Here is a 15,801-nt window from a genome sequence, read left to right as displayed (position 1 = left end):
GGGCTATGACCTCGAACGACGTTCCCGTGCCCGGCGCCTCCGCCGGCCGTCGGCGTGCGCTGGGACGAGGACCGGGGGCAGCGCCGGTTCCTGGGGAGCCCGTGGCTCCGGTGGAGGAGCCTACGGTTGCCGGACCCGAGCCCCCTGCGGAGGAACCTCCGGCTCCCGAACCCGAGCCCCCTGCGGAGGAACCTCCGGCTCCCGAACCCGAGCCCCCGCTGGAAGCAGAACCTGAGGTCGTAGCTCCGGAACCGGCACTCGAAGCACCCCTCGGTGCTCCTGAGCCCGCCGAGCCCCACGACCCCGGCGACGGTGTCTTCAAGGTTCGGCTCGCCAACTTCGAGGGCCCCTTCGATCTGCTTCTCCAACTGATCTCCAAGCACAAGCTGGACGTCACCGAGGTCGCGCTGTCCAAGGTGACCGACGAGTTCATGGCGCACATCAGGGCCATGGGGCCGGACTGGGACCTGGACCAGACGACCGAGTTCCTGGTCGTGGCGGCCACGCTGCTGGACCTGAAGGCCGCCCGGCTGCTGCCCTCCGCCGAGGTCGAGGACGAGGCCGACCTGGCGCTGCTGGAGGCCCGGGACATGCTGTTCGCGCGGCTGCTGCAGTACCGCGCGTACAAGCAGATCGCCGACATCTTCAGCGGACGGCTCGAGGAGGAGGCCCGGCGCTACCCCCGTACCGTCGGTCTGGAACCCCACCACGCCGAGCTGCTGCCCGAGGTGGTCATCAGCATCGGCGCGGAAGGGTTCGCCAAGCTCGCCGTCAAGGCGATGCAGCCCAAGCCCAAGCCGCAGGTGTACGTCGACCACATCCACGCGCCGCTGGTCAGCGTGCAGGAGCAGGCCGGGATCGTCGTCGCACGGCTGAAGGAGCTCGGCGAGGCCAGCTTCCGCGCGCTCGTCGAGGACACCGACGACACCCTGACCGTCGTAGCGCGCTTCCTGGCCCTGCTGGAGCTGTACCGGGAGAAGGCGGTGGCGCTGGAGCAGGAGACCGCCCTCGGTGAGCTGCTCGTGCGCTGGACCGGTGGGGACGGGGACGAGACGCCGACGGTGACCGACGAGTTCGACCGGCCGCCCGAGCTGCCCAAGGACGAAGCCAAGGAGAAGAAGGCGTGAGCGAGGAGACCACCGAGGTGCCGGCCGGGCTGCGGACCGTGGCCGACCTCGAACTCAAGCCGGCCCTGGAGGCCGTCCTCATGGTCGTGGACGAGCCCGCGACCGAGGAATACCTGGCGAAGATCCTCCAGCGGCCCAAACGGCAGATCGCGCGCGCCCTGCGCGAGCTGGCCGACGAGTACGCCGTGCAGCGGCGAGGCTTCGAGCTGCGGCTGATCGCGGGCGGCTGGCGCTACTACACCCGCCCCGAGTACGCGGCGGCCGTCGAGGCCTTCGTCCTGGACGGCCAGCAGGCCCGCCTCACCCAGGCCGCGCTGGAGACGCTCGCGGTCGTCGCCTACCGCCAGCCGGTCAGCCGCAGCCGGGTCTCCGCGGTCCGCGGAGTCAACTGTGACGGCGTGATGCGCACCCTCCTCCAGCGCGGTCTGGTCGCGGAGGCGGGCACGGAACCCGAAACAGGTGCGATCCTGTACACGACGACGAACTACTTCCTGGAGCGGATGGGCCTACGCGGTCTGGACGAGCTCCCGGAGCTCGCGCCCTTCCTCCCGGAGGCGGCGGCGATCGAGGCCGAGACCCAGGAAGCCGTACCGTCGTTCGATCCGGATGCTCCGGACACGGACGACGGTCCCACGTCGGACATGCCTGACACGACGACGACGGAACTTTGATGCGAAGCAGCGGCAGCGGCAAGAGTGGCGGCACCGGCGGGCGCGGTAACCACCGCGGGGCCGGCAACAACAGGGACCAGAAGCAGGGGCAGGGCCAGGGTCAGGGCCGTCCCCGCAAGCCCCGCCCCGAGGAGCGCCGCTACGACGTGGGCCCCGGCGCCTCTCCGGAAGGCCCGAAGTCGGGGCGCGGCGGTGCGGCGCGCGGTGGTGCCAAGGGCGGGCCGAAGAAGCCCCAGCAGCGCGGGCGGAGTGCCCCGGCGACCTCGCGTGAGTACGAGACGCGGGCCGAGGAGCGCAACCGCGAGCGGTACGCGGGCAAGAAGGACATCAAGCTGCCCAAGACCTTCCCGGGCGCCGAGCAGGAGGGCGAGCGGCTGCAGAAGGTCCTCGCGCGCGCGGGATACGGCTCCCGGCGGGCCTGCGAGGAACTGATCGAGCAGGCGCGGGTCGAGGTCAACGGCGAGATCGTCCTGGAGCAGGGCAAGCGGGTCGACCCGGAGAAGGACGAGGTCAAGGTGGACGGCCTGACGGTCGCCACGCAGTCGTACCAGTTCTTCGCGCTGAACAAGCCGGCCGGTGTGGTCTCCACGATGGAGGACCCCGAGGGCCGCCAGTGCCTCGGTGACTACGTCACCAACCGCGAGACCCGGCTCTTCCACGTGGGGCGGCTCGACACCGAGACCGAAGGCGTCATCCTGCTCACCAACCACGGCGAGCTGGCGCACCGGCTGACCCACCCCAAGTACGGCGTGAAGAAGACCTACCTCGCGCACATCGTGGGCCCGATCCCGCGCGACCTGGGCAAGCGCCTGAAGGACGGCATCCAGCTGGAGGACGGCTACGCGCGCGCGGACCACTTCCGGGTCGTCGAGCAGACCGGCAAGAACTACCTGGTCGAGGTCACCCTCCACGAGGGCCGCAAGCACATCGTCCGCCGCATGCTGGCCGAGGCCGGCTTCCCGGTCGACAAGCTGGTCCGCGTCGCCTTCGGCCCGATCACCCTGGGCGACCAGAAGTCGGGCTGGCTGCGACGGCTGTCGAACACGGAGGTCGGGATGCTGATGAACGAGGTCGACCTCTAGGCCCTGGGGGGGCTGACCCTGGAGGTCTCCCCGTGATCACGACTCCGACAGGCCCTAGGCCCTGTCGTCAAACTCCCGCCTGCCCGGCGACGCCATGCACGCACTCTCGGCGCACCGGGCCCCGACCCAAGTACGTCCAGTACGTGGGTCAGGGCCCGGCACGCCGAGAGCACGCACCTGACGCCGCCGGGCCCGCCCTCCGGGCGGACGACGGGAGTTTGACGACAGGCCCTAGGGTTCTCCCATGATCACGACTCCGACCAAACGCGCCGCCACGGGGGCGCTCATCGGCCTCGCTCTCGGGGACGCCCTCGGGTACCCGACCGAGTTCCACAGCGTGCCGTCGATCCTCGACCGGTACGGGCCCTGGCGGGAGCTGGAGCTGCCGGCGTCCGGGATGGTCACCGACGACACGCAGATGACGCTGGCGCTCGGGCGGGGGCTGCGGACGGCCATGGACCGGGGCGTGCTCGGGCCCGAGGACATGGCGGAGGCGGTGCGCCTCGAGTTCATCGCCTGGAACCGCTCTCCGGAGAACAACCGCGCGCCCGGCAACACCTGCCTGCGGGCGTGTGCCTTGCTGGAGCACGCGGACCGGCCGTGGCAGGACGCCAGCCAGATCGGTTCCAAGGGCTGCGGCGCCAACATGCGCGTCGCGCCCGTCGGGCTCGTCCCCGGGCTGAGCGACGAACAGCGCGCGGGCGCCGCCCAGTTGCAGTCCGCGCTCACCCACGGGCATCCGACCGCACTCGCCGCGTCCGACCTCACCGCCCACGCCGTACGCCTGCTCGCGCAGGGCGCCGAGCCGGCCGGGCTGGTCGAGCAGCTGGGGTCGTACGCGCACGAGAACCGCACCCACTACCACGAGCGCTGGCTCGGCGACCTGTGGACGCGCAGTCAGGACCCCAGCCCCGAGCTCTTCATGGCGCGCGGCTGGGACGAGTGCCTGGGGGTTCTGGACCGGCTCCAGGGCGCCCTGCGCACTCCCTCGCCGGAGACCGACCCGTGCCTGGCCACCGGAGAGGGCTGGATCGCCGAAGAGGCGCTGGCGACCGGCCTGTTGTGCTTCCTGCTTTTCCCCGACGAGCCGGTGACGGCCCTGCGTCGGGGCGCCTGCACCTCTGGTGACTCCGACTCGATCGCCTGCCTGGCGGGTGCCTTCGCGGGCGCGCACCTGGGCGGGGACGCCTGGCCGGCCGAGTGGGCGGACCGGATCGAGTACCGGGGCGAGCTGGTGACGCTCGGGGCGCTCTGGGACGCCTGAGACGACGGCAGACGGACAGCGGACCGGCGGCGGACGGGCGGCAGACGGACAGCGGACGGGCGGCGGTCACGCCAGGCGGATGGAGTCCCCCTCCACCGCGATCTTCTTCTCGGGCAGCGGCTTCGTCGCCGGCGGGTTGGTCACCGCGCCGTCCGCGATGGCGAACTTGCTGCCGTGGCAGGAGCAGTTGATGGTGCCGTCGGAGACGCCGGCCACCGGGCACCGCTGATGGGCGCAGATGTTGGTGAAGGCCTTGAACTCGCCCTGCGTCGGCTGGGTGACGACGACCCCCTCGTCCTTGAAGATCACGCCGCCGCCGACCGGGATGTCGCTCGTCTTCGCCAGCTCCTGGGCGGGGGCGACGGACGGGGACGCACCGGAGTCGTCACCACCGCCGCCGCATCCCGCGACGAGCGCCACCGCGCCCGTCGCGAGGAGAACCGTGCGCCGCGTCGGGCCTTGAGTCATGTCGTCACTCCGAACGTGCGGAAGAATTGGCAGAAACCAGCCCGGGAATCGCTCCGAGCGGAGCAACAGCATCTTGGCACTGAAGGCACCGAGAAGGAACAACCCGGGAGCAAGTGGCACAAAACGCGTGATTCGCGCAAAAGTGCACAGGGGTTTCTCGCCCGGCGCCCCGTCTCAGCGGGCGGGCGCCGCGCACCGGCTCGACAAGGGCTGACTACGCTGGATCGGCAGAGAGCCGATACGCACATCAGCAAGGAGCACGCCGTGGCGGTACGAGCGGTCCGGGGCGCCGTCCAACTCGAGCGGGACGAGGCCGGCCACATGGACGAGCAGGTCGGAGCCCTGCTCACCGCCATCCTGGAGCGGAACGAGCTCACCCCGGACGACCTGATCAGCATCTGGTTCACGGCCACGCCCGACCTGCACAGCGACTTCCCGGCGGCCGCGGCCCGCAAGCTCGGCATCGTGGACGTCCCGCTGATCTGCGCCCAGGAACTGGACATCGAGGGCGCCATGCCCCGCGTCGTCCGCGTCCTCGCGCACATCGAGTCCGACCGGCCCCGCAGCGGGATCAACCACGTCTACCTCGGCGCCGCGGCCGCCCTGCGCAAGGACATCGCCCAGTGAGAACCGCACTCGTCATCGGAACCGGCCTCATCGGTACGTCGGCCGCCCTCGCCCTGTCCCAGCGGGGCGTCGTCGTCCACCTCGCCGACCACGACCCCGAGCAGGCCCGAACGGCCGCCGCGCTCGGCGCCGGCACCGACGAGGCGCCGGACGGGCCCGTCGACGTCGCGATCGTCGCCGCCCCGCCCGCCCATGTGGCCGCGGTGCTCGCCGACGCCATGCGCCGGGGCGTGGCCCGCGGCTACCTCGACGTGGCCAGCGTCAAGGGCGGCCCGCGCCGCGAGCTTGAGGCCATGGGCCTGGACCTCTCGTCGTACATCGGCACGCACCCCATGTCGGGCCGCGAGAAGTCCGGCCCGCTGGCCGCGACCGGCGACCTCTTCGAGGGCCGTCCCTGGGTGCTGACGCCGACCCGGGACACCGACACCGAGGTGCTGAACCTGGCCCTGGAGCTGGTCTCGCACTGCCGGGCGGTGCCGGTGGTGATGGACGCGGACGCCCACGACCGCGCCGTCGCCCTGGTCTCCCACATGCCCCACCTGGTCTCCAGCATGGTCGCCGCGCGCCTGGAGAACGCCGAGGAGGCGGCCGTACGGCTGTGCGGGCAGGGCATCCGTGACGTGACCCGGATCGCCGCGTCCGACCCCGGGATGTGGATCGACATCCTGTCCGCCAACCCCGGTCCGGTCGCCGACCTCCTCGCGGACGTCTCCGCCGACCTCGACGAGACGGTCCGGGCGCTGCGGGCCCTGCAGTCCTCCGACGACGCCAAGCGCCTGGAGGGCACCGCGGGCATCGAGGACGTCCTGCGGCGCGGCAACGCGGGCCAGGTCCGCGTCCCCGGCAAGCACGGGTCCGCTCCGCGGGCGTACGAGGTCGTGGCCGTTCTCATCGACGACCAGCCGGGCCAGCTGGCCCGCATCTTCGCGGACGCGGGGATGGCCGGGGTCAACATCGAGGACGTACGCATCGAGCACGCGACCGGTCAGCAGGCCGGTCTGGTGCAGCTGATGGTGGAGCCGAAGGCGGCGCCCGTCCTGACGGCGGCGCTGCGGGAGCGGGGCTGGGCCATCCGCCAGTAAGGAGGCCTCTGGCGAGCCAGTAACCTTGTGCGGGGCGCCTTCGCGTCCCCGCACACTCCCACCGCGCACCAGGAAGGTGTCCCCCCGTGGAAAACGGCGCCGCCCGGACCGTCCCGTCAGTGATCGTCGCCATCGACGGTCCCTCCGGCACGGGTAAGTCGAGCACGTCCAAGGCCGTGGCCGCACAGCTCGGTCTGAGCTACCTGGACACCGGCGCCCAGTACCGGGCGATCACCTGGTGGATGGTGAACAACGGGATCGACATCGACGACCCGTCGGCCATCGCCGCCGCGGCCGGCAAGCCCGAGATCGTCTCCGGCAACGACCCGGCGAACCCGACGATCACGGTCGACGGCACCGACGTGGCCGGCCCGATCCGCACCCACGAGGTCACCTCCAAGGTCAGCGCGGTCAGCGCGGTGCCCGAGGTGCGTGCCCGGATCACCGAGCTGCAGCGCTCGATCGCCGCCTCCGCCGAGCAGGGCATCGTCGTCGAGGGCCGGGACATCGGTACGACCGTGCTGCCCGACGCCGACGTGAAGATCTTCCTCACCGCCTCCCCGGAGGCCCGGGCCGCCCGCCGCAGCGGCGAGCTGAAGGGCGCCGACGTCCACGCCACCCGCGAGGCCCTGATCAAGCGGGACGCGGCCGACTCCAGCCGCAAGACCTCGCCGCTCGCCAAGGCGGACGACGCGGTCGAGGTGGACACCACGGCGCTCACGCTGGCGCAGGTCATCGAGTGCGTCGTCACGCTCGTCGAGGAGAAGCGGGCCGCGAAGTGAGCGAACTGCCTTCGGCGCGGGGTGCCGAGGTCGGGCGGCGCATCGGCGTCGGCCTGATGTACGGGCTGTGGAAGCCGCGGGTGCTCGGCGCCTGGCGGGTTCCCGCGACCGGCCCGGTGATCCTCGCCGTCAACCACTCCCACAACATCGACGGCCCGATGGTCATCGGCGTCGCGCCCCGGCCGTCGCACTTCCTGGTCAAGAAGGAGGCGTTCGTCGGCCCGCTCGGCCCCTTCATGCGCGCCGTCGGCCAGCTGAAGGTGGACCGCTCGACCGCCGACCGTACGGCCATCACCCAGGCCCTGGACGTGCTGGCGTCCGGCGGTGTCCTCGGGATCTTCCCGGAGGGCAGCCGGGGCGAGGGCGACTTCGCCGCGCTGCGCGCCGGGCTCGCGTACTTCGCCGTGCGCGGCGGTGCCCCGATCGTCCCGGTCGCAGTGCTGGGAAGTTCCGACCGGCCGGGACGGTTGATAAAGGGGCTGCCTCCGCTGCGCAGCCGGGTCGATGTCGTCTTCGGCGACCCCTTCGAGGCGGGTGACGGCAGCGGACGGCGTACGCGCAAGGCGCTCGACGAGGCGACCGAGCGCATCCAGAAGCAGCTCACCGCGCACCTGGAAAACGCCAGGCGGCTGACCGGCCGCGCGGGCGACACTGAGTAGTGGATCGATCCGGAAACTCCGGGTGCTCCACCGATCACCACGATGAACGAGGTACGGACTTCATGAACGACCAGATCCACTCCGACGGCTCGGGCGGGGAGCACGAGCACGGAGCACTTGGCGATGCCGAGTTCGCGGAGTTCATGGAGCTCGCCGCGGAAGAGGGCTTCGACCTCGAGGACGTCGAGGGCGCGATCGAGGCGGCCGGTCATGGCCCGCTGCCCGTCCTCGCCGTCGTGGGCCGTCCGAATGTCGGCAAGTCGACGCTCGTGAACCGCATCATCGGCCGGCGCGAAGCCGTCGTGGAGGACAAGCCCGGCGTCACCCGCGACCGCGTCACCTACGAGGCCGAGTGGGCGGGCCGCCGCTTCAAGGTCGTCGACACCGGCGGCTGGGAGCAGGACGTCCTCGGCATCGACGCCTCCGTGGCCGCGCAGGCCGAGTACGCGATCGAGGCCGCCGACGCCGTCGTGTTCGTCGTCGACGCCAAGGTCGGCGCGACCGACACCGACGAGGCGGTCGTACGACTGCTGCGCAAGGCCGGCAAGCCCGTGGTGCTGTGCGCCAACAAGGTCGACGGCCCGAGCGGCGAAGCGGACGCGGCCTATCTGTGGTCTCTGGGCCTGGGCGAGCCGTACCCCGTCTCCGCGCTGCACGGCCGGGGCACCGGCGACATGCTGGACCAGGTCCTGGAGGCCCTGCCGGACGCACCGGAGCAGACCTTCGGCACCGCGATCGGCGGCCCGCGCCGCATCGCGCTCATCGGCCGCCCGAACGTCGGCAAGTCCTCGCTGCTGAACAAGGTGGCCGGCGAGGAGCGCGTCGTCGTCAACGAAGTCGCCGGCACCACCCGCGACCCGGTCGACGAGCTGATCGAACTCGGCGGCGTGACCTGGAAGTTCGTCGACACGGCGGGCATCCGCAAGCGCGTCCACCTCCAGCAGGGCGCCGACTACTACGCCTCGCTGCGCACCGCGGCCGCCGTCGAGAAGGCCGAGGTGGCCGTCATCCTCATCGACGCCTCCGAGTCCATCTCGGTGCAGGACCAGCGCATCGTCACCATGGCCGTCGAAGCGGGCCGCGCGATCGTCCTGGCGTTCAACAAGTGGGACACCCTCGACGAGGAGCGCCGCTACTACCTGGAGCGGGAGATCGAGACCGAGCTCGGCCAGGTCGCGTGGGCGCCCCGGGTGAACGTCTCGGCGCGCACCGGACGGCACATGGAGAGGCTCGTCCCGGCGATCGAGACGGCCCTGGCGGGCTGGGAGACCCGGGTCCCGACGGGCCGGCTGAACGCCTTCCTCGGCGAGCTGGTCGCCGCCCACCCGCACCCGATCCGCGGCGGCAAGCAGCCCCGCATCCTCTTCGGCACCCAGGCCGGCACCAGGCCCCCGCGGTTCGTGCTCTTCGCCTCCGGCTTCATCGAGGCGGGCTACCGCCGCTTCATCGAGCGCCGCCTGCGCGAGGAGTTCGCCTTCGAGGGCACGCCGATCCATATCTCGGTGCGGGTGCGCGAGAAGCGCGGCAGGAAGAAGTGACGCACGCGTGAGGCGCACATGAGGAAGGGCGACCCCGACCGGGGTCGCCCTTCCTCATGTGCGCCTCAGCCTCTGCGCGGCCCGGGCGGCAGCGCCGCCGGAACGTGGTGCATCCCGGTGCTGTGCTGCTGCCCGATCTGTCCCACACGCTGCCACTGCGACTGCTGGCGGGCGCTGTACGCCCCCGTGCTGTAGGCGCTGTACGAGTTGCTGAACGAGCCCGTACTGTGCGGGATGCTCCCGAAGGCGGTGAACCCCAGCTCCTCCTCGCCGCTGCGGTCACCCGGCAGCGAGCGGAAGGACTTGACGTACTCGGCGTAGAGCGCGTCGTAGATCGGCGTGGCCGAGGGGCCACCCAGCGGATCCTGAGCCACTCGCGCAGACGGCAGCGGCTGGAACTGGCGGCGGGGAACGTCGTAGGTGTGCACGTATGTCCAAACGACCCCGCACTTGAAGAGATGCGGTTGGGCGGCGCCCCTTGACCCGTCGCGCTCAGGTCCCCGCCAGCGGCAGCGCCGCCGCGACCAGCTTCCCGTTCGCCGCCGCCTTGTCCAGCGCGTCCCGCAGCAGGTCCTCGCGGGGCTGCCGCCCGATGGACCCCACCGGCGCCGCGAACAGCAGCACCTGCTGGTGCTTGTTGGCGGCGGCTCGCCACGGCTCCGTGACCTGCAGCGGCTGATGCGCCTGCCACCAGGCGACGGGCTGCCCCCCGTTGGGTCCCGGCTGGAGGACCGCGTGCAGCTGGCCCATGGCCAACAGCACCGACCACCCGTGCAGCACGGACGGCGTGGACTCGATGGCGGTCACCGGCATGAAGCCCTGCTCGATGAGCAGCGGCAGGAAGTCGTCGCCGAAGCCGGTCGTGCCGGGTCGGACGATGGGTCCGGTCGGCTCGACCACCAGGGCGGGGTGCAGCTCCCCGGCGAGCAGGACGAGTCCGCTGGTCACACCGAGCACGGCCTGCTCGGGCGCGATCTTCTCGGGCTCCAGGTCGACGGTGTCGCCGGTGATGGACTTCACGGCACCCTGGAGCTGCTCCTCGGTGACCTGGACGACCTGCGAGGGCAGGCAGGTGGCGTGGGCGAAGGCGAGGACGGCGGTCTCGTCGCCGACGAACAGGACGGTGCTGGTGCGCTCCTGTTCGGAGTCGCCGGGGGTGCGGCAGGACGTGCAGTCGTAACTGCCGGGGGCGTTCTCTCCGGCGAGCAGCCGGTCGGCTTCTTCGTCGCCGATCTCGGCGCGTACCTCGTTGCTGACGTCGAGCATGCGCGGCACGGGGGGCTCCCTCGGGGAAGTGGTGCGTGGCGGGACCGGGTGGCTCCCGGCCCGTGAACCGGGCGGGTCCCGGGCTCATGAAGAAGACAACGGGCGATCTGTGGCGGGAGTCACGCCCCATGGCGAACGGAATCGAACCATCCACCGCACAAGGTGACGGGGCGTACGGAATGCGGCACTCAACGTCAACTACTAGGAAATAAAAGGAAGTTGGAGCGGTGAAGTGGGTCACAGATCCACACGGCGACTGGTCGACAAATCCGGAAATCGGCGAATGAAGTGGGTGGCCGGAAATCGTCGATACCGGAGGTAACGGCGAACTGGCCTGGAATGACAAGGAGCTGGTTGATACCGGTCGGCCGCTCTGCCTAGATTCCTCGGCCGTGTGCAACGAGCACCGCTCGGGTACGTCCGCCGACCGCACCAAGCCAGCCAGCAGCACAGCTTCCGGCGGACGGGGAGGGGCGCGACGACCGCGTAGGACACGCGGGGCGTGGCGCACCGCCTTGGGGGACCCCGAGTCCTTGGGAGAGGGAACTACATGTCCGAATGTGCCGATACCACTCACGACAACGTCCGTAAGACGCAGAAGGCTCCCGGCGGGAACCCGAACAGGAGTCGGACCCGTACGACGGCGGTCCTCGCCGGGGCGGCACTGCTCGCCCCCCTCGGACTGCTGGCCGCGACCGGCAACGCCGCGGCGGCGGACGGCGGAGTGTGGGACCGCATCGCCCAGTGCGAGAGCGGCGGCGACTGGCACATCAACACAGGCAACGGCTACTACGGAGGACTCCAGTTCTCCGGCTCCACCTGGCGCGCGTACGGCGGCACGGCCTACGCGCCGACCGCCGACCAGGCCACCAAGGACCAGCAGATCGCCGTGGCCACCAAGGTCCAGCGAGCACAGGGGTGGGGCGCCTGGCCGACCTGCTCGACGCGGGCCGGGGCGTCCGGGAGCGCACCTGACGCCGTCTCCTCCGGTACGTCCGTGAAGCCCGCCCCGTCGAAGGCGCCGGAGCGCTCCACGGGGCACACCGACCGCGGCTCGTCCCGCGGCGACTACACCGTCCGCGAGGGCGACACGCTGAGCGGCATCGCCGCCCGGCACGGGACCACCTGGCAGCGGCTCCACGCCGCCAACAAGGCCGTCATCGGCGGTGATCCCCATGTGATCGTGCCCGGGCAGCGCCTCGAGGTCTGAGCGTCGCTCCCCCCTGTCCCGGGCACGGGGCCCCGCCCGGTCGGCCGACCGGGCGGGGCCCCTGGGCGTGACGCACGCGGCGCCGCCACCTCGTTGGTCATCCCGAAGGGCTCGGCCCGGGCCTCCGCCGTCTTCGGTCCGCGGCTTGCCGCCCCTGGAACTCGCCCGCCTCTCCGCCGAACACGACCGCGCCACGCCGCAGTTCGTACACCAGGGCCGGTCGCCCGTGCGGTACGGGCGGCAGCCGCTGCTCGGCCATGACCACGCAGGCGTCGAGCGAGCCGAGCAGTTCGTACGTGCGGGCCGCGACCGTGGGCGACATGCCCTGGGCGGGCTCGTCGACGAGCACCACGCGCGCGCGTGCCAGCAGGGCCCGGGAGAGGGCGAGCATGCGCTGCTCGCCGCCGGAGAGGGTGCCGGCACGGCGCGCGAGCAGGGGCTCCAGTTGCGGATAGGCGGCGAGGGCGCTGTCGTAGGCCGGGGCGGCGAGTTCGAGGTTCTCGCGCACGGTGAGGGAGCCGAACACCGCCCTGCGCTCGGGGACCAGGCACAGTCCGCGCCGGGCCCGCTCGAACGCCGGCACACGGGTCACGTCTACGCCGTCCCACACCACCGCGCCACCGGACAGCGGCACGGTCCCGGCCAGGGCGCGCAGGGCGGTCGTACGGCCGGAACCGTTGCGGCCCAGCAGGACGGTGAGGCCCGGCCCGGCCGCGGCGAGGGTGATGCCGTGCAGGGCCTCCAGGGGGCCGTAGCGCACGCGCGCGTGGCGCAGTTGCAGGGTGGCAGTCATGCGGGGGTCTCGCGGGCCAGGGCGTCCAGGACGCGGTCGGGCGGGCCGGAGGCGATGATGCGGCCGGCCGTCATGACGTGCACGACGTCGGCGAGGTCGGCGACCAGGTCGAGGTCGTGCTCGACGACGAGCAGGGCGGTGCCGTCGGCGGCCAGGGCCTTCAACACCCGGGTCAGCGCGGCCACTTCGGCGGTGTCGAGGCCGGCGGCGGGCTCGTCGAGCAGCAGCACGCGGGGGCCGCCGGCGAGGGCCCGGGCCAGTTCGACGCGGCGCAGGGTGCCGGTGGGGAGGTCGGCGGCGGGGAGCGCGCTCACCGGGCCGTCGAGTCCGAGGAGTGTGAGCGCTCGGTCCACGGCGGCCGGGTCGGTGATGTGGCCCTGCTCGGCGCCGACTTGGACGTTCTCGGTGACGGTCAGCGAGGGGAAGACGGCCAGTTGCTGGAAGGTGCGGGCGATTCCGAGTCGGGTGCGGGTGTGGGCGGCGAGGCGTGTGATGTCCCGCTCGCCGAACAGCACGTGGCCCTGCGCGGGGCGGTGCGTGCCGGCGAGGCAGTGGAACAGGGTGCTCTTTCCGGCGCCGTTGGGGCCGACGATCGCGGTGATCCGGCCCGGGGGGACGGCCAGGTCGACGCCGTCGAGGGCGGTGAAGCCGTCGTAGTGGGCCTGGAGGTGGCGGGCGGTGAGAGTGGGTGGCGGTGTGGGGGAGGGTGCGGGTGCGAGGGGGGTCACGCGGCCTTCGGCCGCGTTGGGTTTCCCACCCGCAGCACCTGGCCGTGGAGCGGCCCGCTGTTGCGGCGGCCGCAGGGTCGCGCGCACCCGCGCCCCCAACGGCGTCAGCGTCGCCCGCCGCCGCAGTCGCAGATGTCCCGCCGCCGTCCGCAGCGCCTCGTACAGCCCTCCAGGGAAACGCCCCACCACCACCGCCAGCACCCCGATCAGCGCCGCCGCCACTCCGCCCCGCGCGCCCGCGTCCAGGCCGACCAGCAGGGCCGCGGCCGCCAGGGCGCCCAGGGTGCTGTCGGCGCCCAGGACCACGACCGCGGCGAACCAGAGGAGGCCGCGGACGGGGTCGTAGGCGCCGGGGTCGAAGGCACGCAGGCCCATGCCGAGCATGCCGCCGCCGAGGGCGGCCAGCGCGGCGCCCGAGACGAAGGCGAGGAGCTTCAGGGACGGGACCCGCACGCCCGCCGCGGACGCCCCCGCCTCGTGGTCCCGCATGGCGGCGAGGGCGCGGCCCGTGCGGCCCCTGCGCAATGCCCGCGTCGCGAGCAGTGCGGCCGCCAGCAGGACCAGCTCCAGGACGTAGTACGCCCGGTCTCCGTCGAAGCCCGCCGGGCGGCCCAGCGACAGCCCGGAGACGGCGTACGGCTGGGCGAAGACGAAGCGGCTCACCCCGACGCCCACCGCGAAGGTCGCCAGCGCCAGCGCCAGGCCCTGGCGGCTGATCGCCGGCCAGCCGGTCAGCAGGCCGAGCGGGGCCACCAGGACCACCGCCACCCCAAGTGCCGCCAGCTCCGGCAGGTGCGGCAGGCCCGGGAAGCGGCCCGCCGCGAGCAGCGCCGTGAACAGGGCGCCCAGGCCCGCGTACGCCGCCTGCCCGAGCGAGATCTGGCCGCCGCGGCCGGTGACCACGACCAGGGACAGCAGCACCACCGCCAGTGCCGGCACCTGGACCGACGTGTGCAGATCCGAGCCCGCGAAACCGAGCGGCAGCAGGAACAGCACGGCGGCCACTGTCCAGGCGCCGGGCGGGGTCGGCACGCGCGCGGTGGCCGTGCGCGGCAGCGCGTCGCGCGTACCGATCCGCGGCAGCGCCAACGCCGCGACCAGCAGCGCCACCACGAACAGGTTCGCGCCGACCGCCTGGAGCAGCGGTTCGCCCCAGCCCGACGGATGCAGCCGCGTCAACTGGCTCTGCGCCACCCCGACACTCAGCGCCACCAGCACCGCCACCGTCAGGCTGCGCATCCGCGCGGCCACCGCGACCGCCACCACCTCCATGACGAGCAGCGGCAGACCGTACGGGTCCAGGCGCACGTACGGCGCCAGCAGCACGCCCGTCAGGCCCGCCGTGAACGAGCCGAACGCCCAGCCCGCCGCGGCCACCCGGTCCGCGTCGATGCCGCCGAGCACGGCCAGTTGCCGGTCGTCCACCACGGCCCGCAGCTCCCGCCCGAAGCGCGTCCAGCGCCGGGGGTTCCGGGGGTGTCCCCCGGATGGACGCAGCACAATGCCGACTCCGGTGGCCAGCACCAGGACGACGGCGAGCTGCCCCCAGGGGTCCGCCGACACCAGCTCCGGCGCGTCGTCCCGCGCCCCCTGGCCCCACACCAGCGCGGCCCCGCCCACGAGCAGCACGAACACGCCGAGGGAGGCGACCAGTGTCTGTGCCGGGTCGCTGCCGAGCACCGACAGCGGCCGGAACACGAACCGTTCCAACGCCACACCGAGGCCCGGCGCGAGGACCAGCAGCGTGACCGCCGCCCCCGCCCACAGCGGCCACTCCCACTCGACCACGCACTGCCGCAGCGCGTACGCGCACACCATCGCGATCGCCCCGTGCGCGAAGTTGAGCACTCCGGTCGCCCGGTACGTCACGATCAGGCCGATCCCGGTGAGCGCTGCGGCGCTGCCGACCGACAGCCCCGCCAGGGTGAGGTCGTACGTCAATGAGGACATCAGTCGGTTTCTTCGACGGGCTCACAGATCGGGCAGGGGCCCAGTTCGCCGCTCGCCGCCAGCTTGGAGTCCACCGGCACGGCCTCCGCCTTCCCCGCGACCAGCGGGCAGTCCGCGCGGTGCCACAGTGTGCCGCCCGGCACCATCAGCAGGTCCCCGCTGACCGCCAGGGGCGCGGACGCCGCCCGGCGGGGCTCCTCCTCCGCGTCGGCGGGCTCGGCGGCCACCAGAAGGCCGTACAACTCCTCCACGCGCGCGGCGGCGAGCGCGCCCCGGCCGTGGGTGAGCAGCACCGCCCCGGCGATGATGAGGGCGGCGCCCGGGACCGTGCAGGAGGCGAGGTAGGGCAGTTGCCGTTCGGCGTAGCGCTCGCCGGAGATGCCGTACCAGCCGAGGACGCACAGCACCGCGCCTGCGGCGAGCGCGGCCCAGCCGGCCCAGAGGACGGGGTGCACGGTCCGCAGTCGGGCTGTCCGCATCGTTGGCTCCCACGTGTCGGGTTTCAGTGCGTGCGCCTGTCCATGTCAGCCAATGGCTTGCACTATGCCTTCTGG

At 72.5% G+C, this 15,801-nt stretch carries 16 protein-coding genes and 1 pseudogene; 10 read left to right on the top strand and 7 right to left on the bottom strand.

Features of this window, described 5'->3' with window-relative positions; all coding sequences use genetic code 11:
* Positions 1-5 precede the first annotated feature (5 nt).
* The 4 genes from Q4V64_RS10920 to Q4V64_RS10905 all read left to right on the top strand — a co-directional run bounded on the left by Q4V64_RS10920 (position 6) and on the right by Q4V64_RS10905 (position 4,144).
* The gene (locus Q4V64_RS10920) at positions 6-1,127 is read left to right on the top strand and encodes a segregation/condensation protein A (protein WP_124443360.1); all 1,122 of its coding nucleotides are present in this window, start codon (positions 6-8) and stop codon (positions 1,125-1,127) included.
* Positions 1,124-1,798, top strand: a complete 675-nt coding sequence (gene scpB, locus Q4V64_RS10915) for an SMC-Scp complex subunit ScpB (protein WP_124443361.1) — start codon at positions 1,124-1,126, stop codon at positions 1,796-1,798. Before Q4V64_RS10920 ends, scpB begins: the two co-directional genes overlap by 4 nt.
* Positions 1,798-2,880, top strand: coding sequence for a pseudouridine synthase (locus Q4V64_RS10910; RefSeq protein WP_124443362.1), 1,083 nt, complete (start codon positions 1,798-1,800; stop codon positions 2,878-2,880). Before scpB ends, Q4V64_RS10910 begins: the two co-directional genes overlap by 1 nt.
* Positions 2,881-3,124: 244 nt before the next feature.
* Positions 3,125-4,144 (top strand): ADP-ribosylglycohydrolase family protein, encoded by a 1,020-nt coding sequence (locus Q4V64_RS10905; protein ID WP_124443363.1) that lies wholly within the window; start codon positions 3,125-3,127, stop codon positions 4,142-4,144.
* A 66-nt stretch (positions 4,145-4,210) separates the two neighbouring features.
* Here the strand turns inward: Q4V64_RS10905 and Q4V64_RS10900 are convergent, their stop codons facing one another.
* The gene (locus tag Q4V64_RS10900) at positions 4,211-4,612 is read right to left on the bottom strand and encodes a Rieske (2Fe-2S) protein (RefSeq protein ID WP_124443364.1); all 402 of its coding nucleotides are present in this window, start codon (positions 4,610-4,612) and stop codon (positions 4,211-4,213) included.
* Between the two features lie 33 nt (positions 4,613-4,645).
* Positions 4,646-4,732: pseudogene (locus Q4V64_RS54915) on the bottom strand (DUF6529 family protein); the annotation flags it as partial.
* Between the two features lie 144 nt (positions 4,733-4,876).
* Here Q4V64_RS54915 and aroH point away from each other — a divergent pair.
* From aroH to der, 5 genes are all read left to right on the top strand, one after another.
* Complete coding sequence (aroH, locus tag Q4V64_RS10895) at positions 4,877-5,239, top strand: chorismate mutase (RefSeq protein WP_124443365.1); 363 nt, start codon at positions 4,877-4,879, stop codon at positions 5,237-5,239.
* Entirely contained in the window at positions 5,236-6,321 is a 1,086-nt protein-coding gene (locus tag Q4V64_RS10890; RefSeq protein WP_124443366.1) for a prephenate dehydrogenase, read from the top strand. The genes aroH and Q4V64_RS10890 overlap by 4 nt, the downstream gene beginning before the upstream one ends.
* Positions 6,322-6,407: 86 nt before the next feature.
* Complete coding sequence (cmk, locus tag Q4V64_RS10885; protein ID WP_124443367.1) at positions 6,408-7,103, top strand: (d)CMP kinase; 696 nt, start codon at positions 6,408-6,410, stop codon at positions 7,101-7,103.
* Positions 7,100-7,762 carry a lysophospholipid acyltransferase family protein gene (locus tag Q4V64_RS10880; protein ID WP_124443368.1) on the top strand — a complete coding sequence of 221 codons (663 nt, stop codon included), beginning with the start codon at positions 7,100-7,102 and terminating at the stop codon, positions 7,760-7,762. The genes cmk and Q4V64_RS10880 overlap by 4 nt, the downstream gene beginning before the upstream one ends.
* A 62-nt stretch (positions 7,763-7,824) precedes the next feature.
* Positions 7,825-9,300 carry a ribosome biogenesis GTPase Der gene (gene der, locus Q4V64_RS10875; protein ID WP_124443369.1) on the top strand — a complete coding sequence of 492 codons (1,476 nt, stop codon included), beginning with the start codon at positions 7,825-7,827 and terminating at the stop codon, positions 9,298-9,300.
* Positions 9,301-9,365: 65 nt separating this feature from the next.
* Here der and Q4V64_RS10870 read toward each other — a convergent pair whose 3' ends face one another.
* Together Q4V64_RS10870 and Q4V64_RS10865 are read right to left on the bottom strand one after the other, a co-directional pair.
* Positions 9,366-9,728: a hypothetical protein gene (locus tag Q4V64_RS10870; RefSeq protein ID WP_124443370.1), complete on the bottom strand. Its 363-nt coding sequence runs from the start codon at positions 9,726-9,728 to the stop codon at positions 9,366-9,368.
* Positions 9,729-9,792: 64 nt separating this feature from the next.
* Positions 9,793-10,575, bottom strand: coding sequence for a hypothetical protein (locus Q4V64_RS10865; RefSeq protein ID WP_124443371.1), 783 nt, complete (start codon positions 10,573-10,575; stop codon positions 9,793-9,795).
* 541 nt (positions 10,576-11,116) lie between these two features.
* Here Q4V64_RS10865 and Q4V64_RS10860 point away from each other — a divergent pair.
* Complete coding sequence (locus Q4V64_RS10860) at positions 11,117-11,776, top strand: transglycosylase family protein (protein WP_124443372.1); 660 nt, start codon at positions 11,117-11,119, stop codon at positions 11,774-11,776.
* 97 nt (positions 11,777-11,873) lie between these two features.
* Here the strand turns inward: Q4V64_RS10860 and Q4V64_RS10855 are convergent, their stop codons facing one another.
* The 3 genes from Q4V64_RS10855 to Q4V64_RS10845 are packed head-to-tail and all read right to left on the bottom strand — an operon-like array spanning position 11,874 to position 15,726.
* Positions 11,874-12,569: an ATP-binding cassette domain-containing protein gene (locus Q4V64_RS10855; RefSeq protein ID WP_124443373.1), complete on the bottom strand. Its 696-nt coding sequence runs from the start codon at positions 12,567-12,569 to the stop codon at positions 11,874-11,876.
* Positions 12,566-15,247: a branched-chain amino acid ABC transporter permease/ATP-binding protein gene (locus tag Q4V64_RS10850; RefSeq protein WP_124443374.1), complete on the bottom strand. Its 2,682-nt coding sequence runs from the start codon at positions 15,245-15,247 to the stop codon at positions 12,566-12,568. Before Q4V64_RS10850 ends, Q4V64_RS10855 begins: the two co-directional genes overlap by 4 nt.
* Entirely contained in the window at positions 15,247-15,726 is a 480-nt protein-coding gene (locus Q4V64_RS10845; protein WP_124443375.1) for a hypothetical protein, read from the bottom strand. Before Q4V64_RS10845 ends, Q4V64_RS10850 begins: the two co-directional genes overlap by 1 nt.
* Positions 15,727-15,801: the final 75 nt, after the last annotated feature.

Origin of the sequence: Streptomyces sp. NL15-2K, assembly GCF_030551255.1 — a bacterium.
In the GTDB taxonomy this organism is placed as follows: Bacteria; Actinomycetota; Actinomycetes; order Streptomycetales; family Streptomycetaceae; genus Streptomyces.
This window is presented reverse-complemented; position numbering and strand designations above follow the sequence as displayed.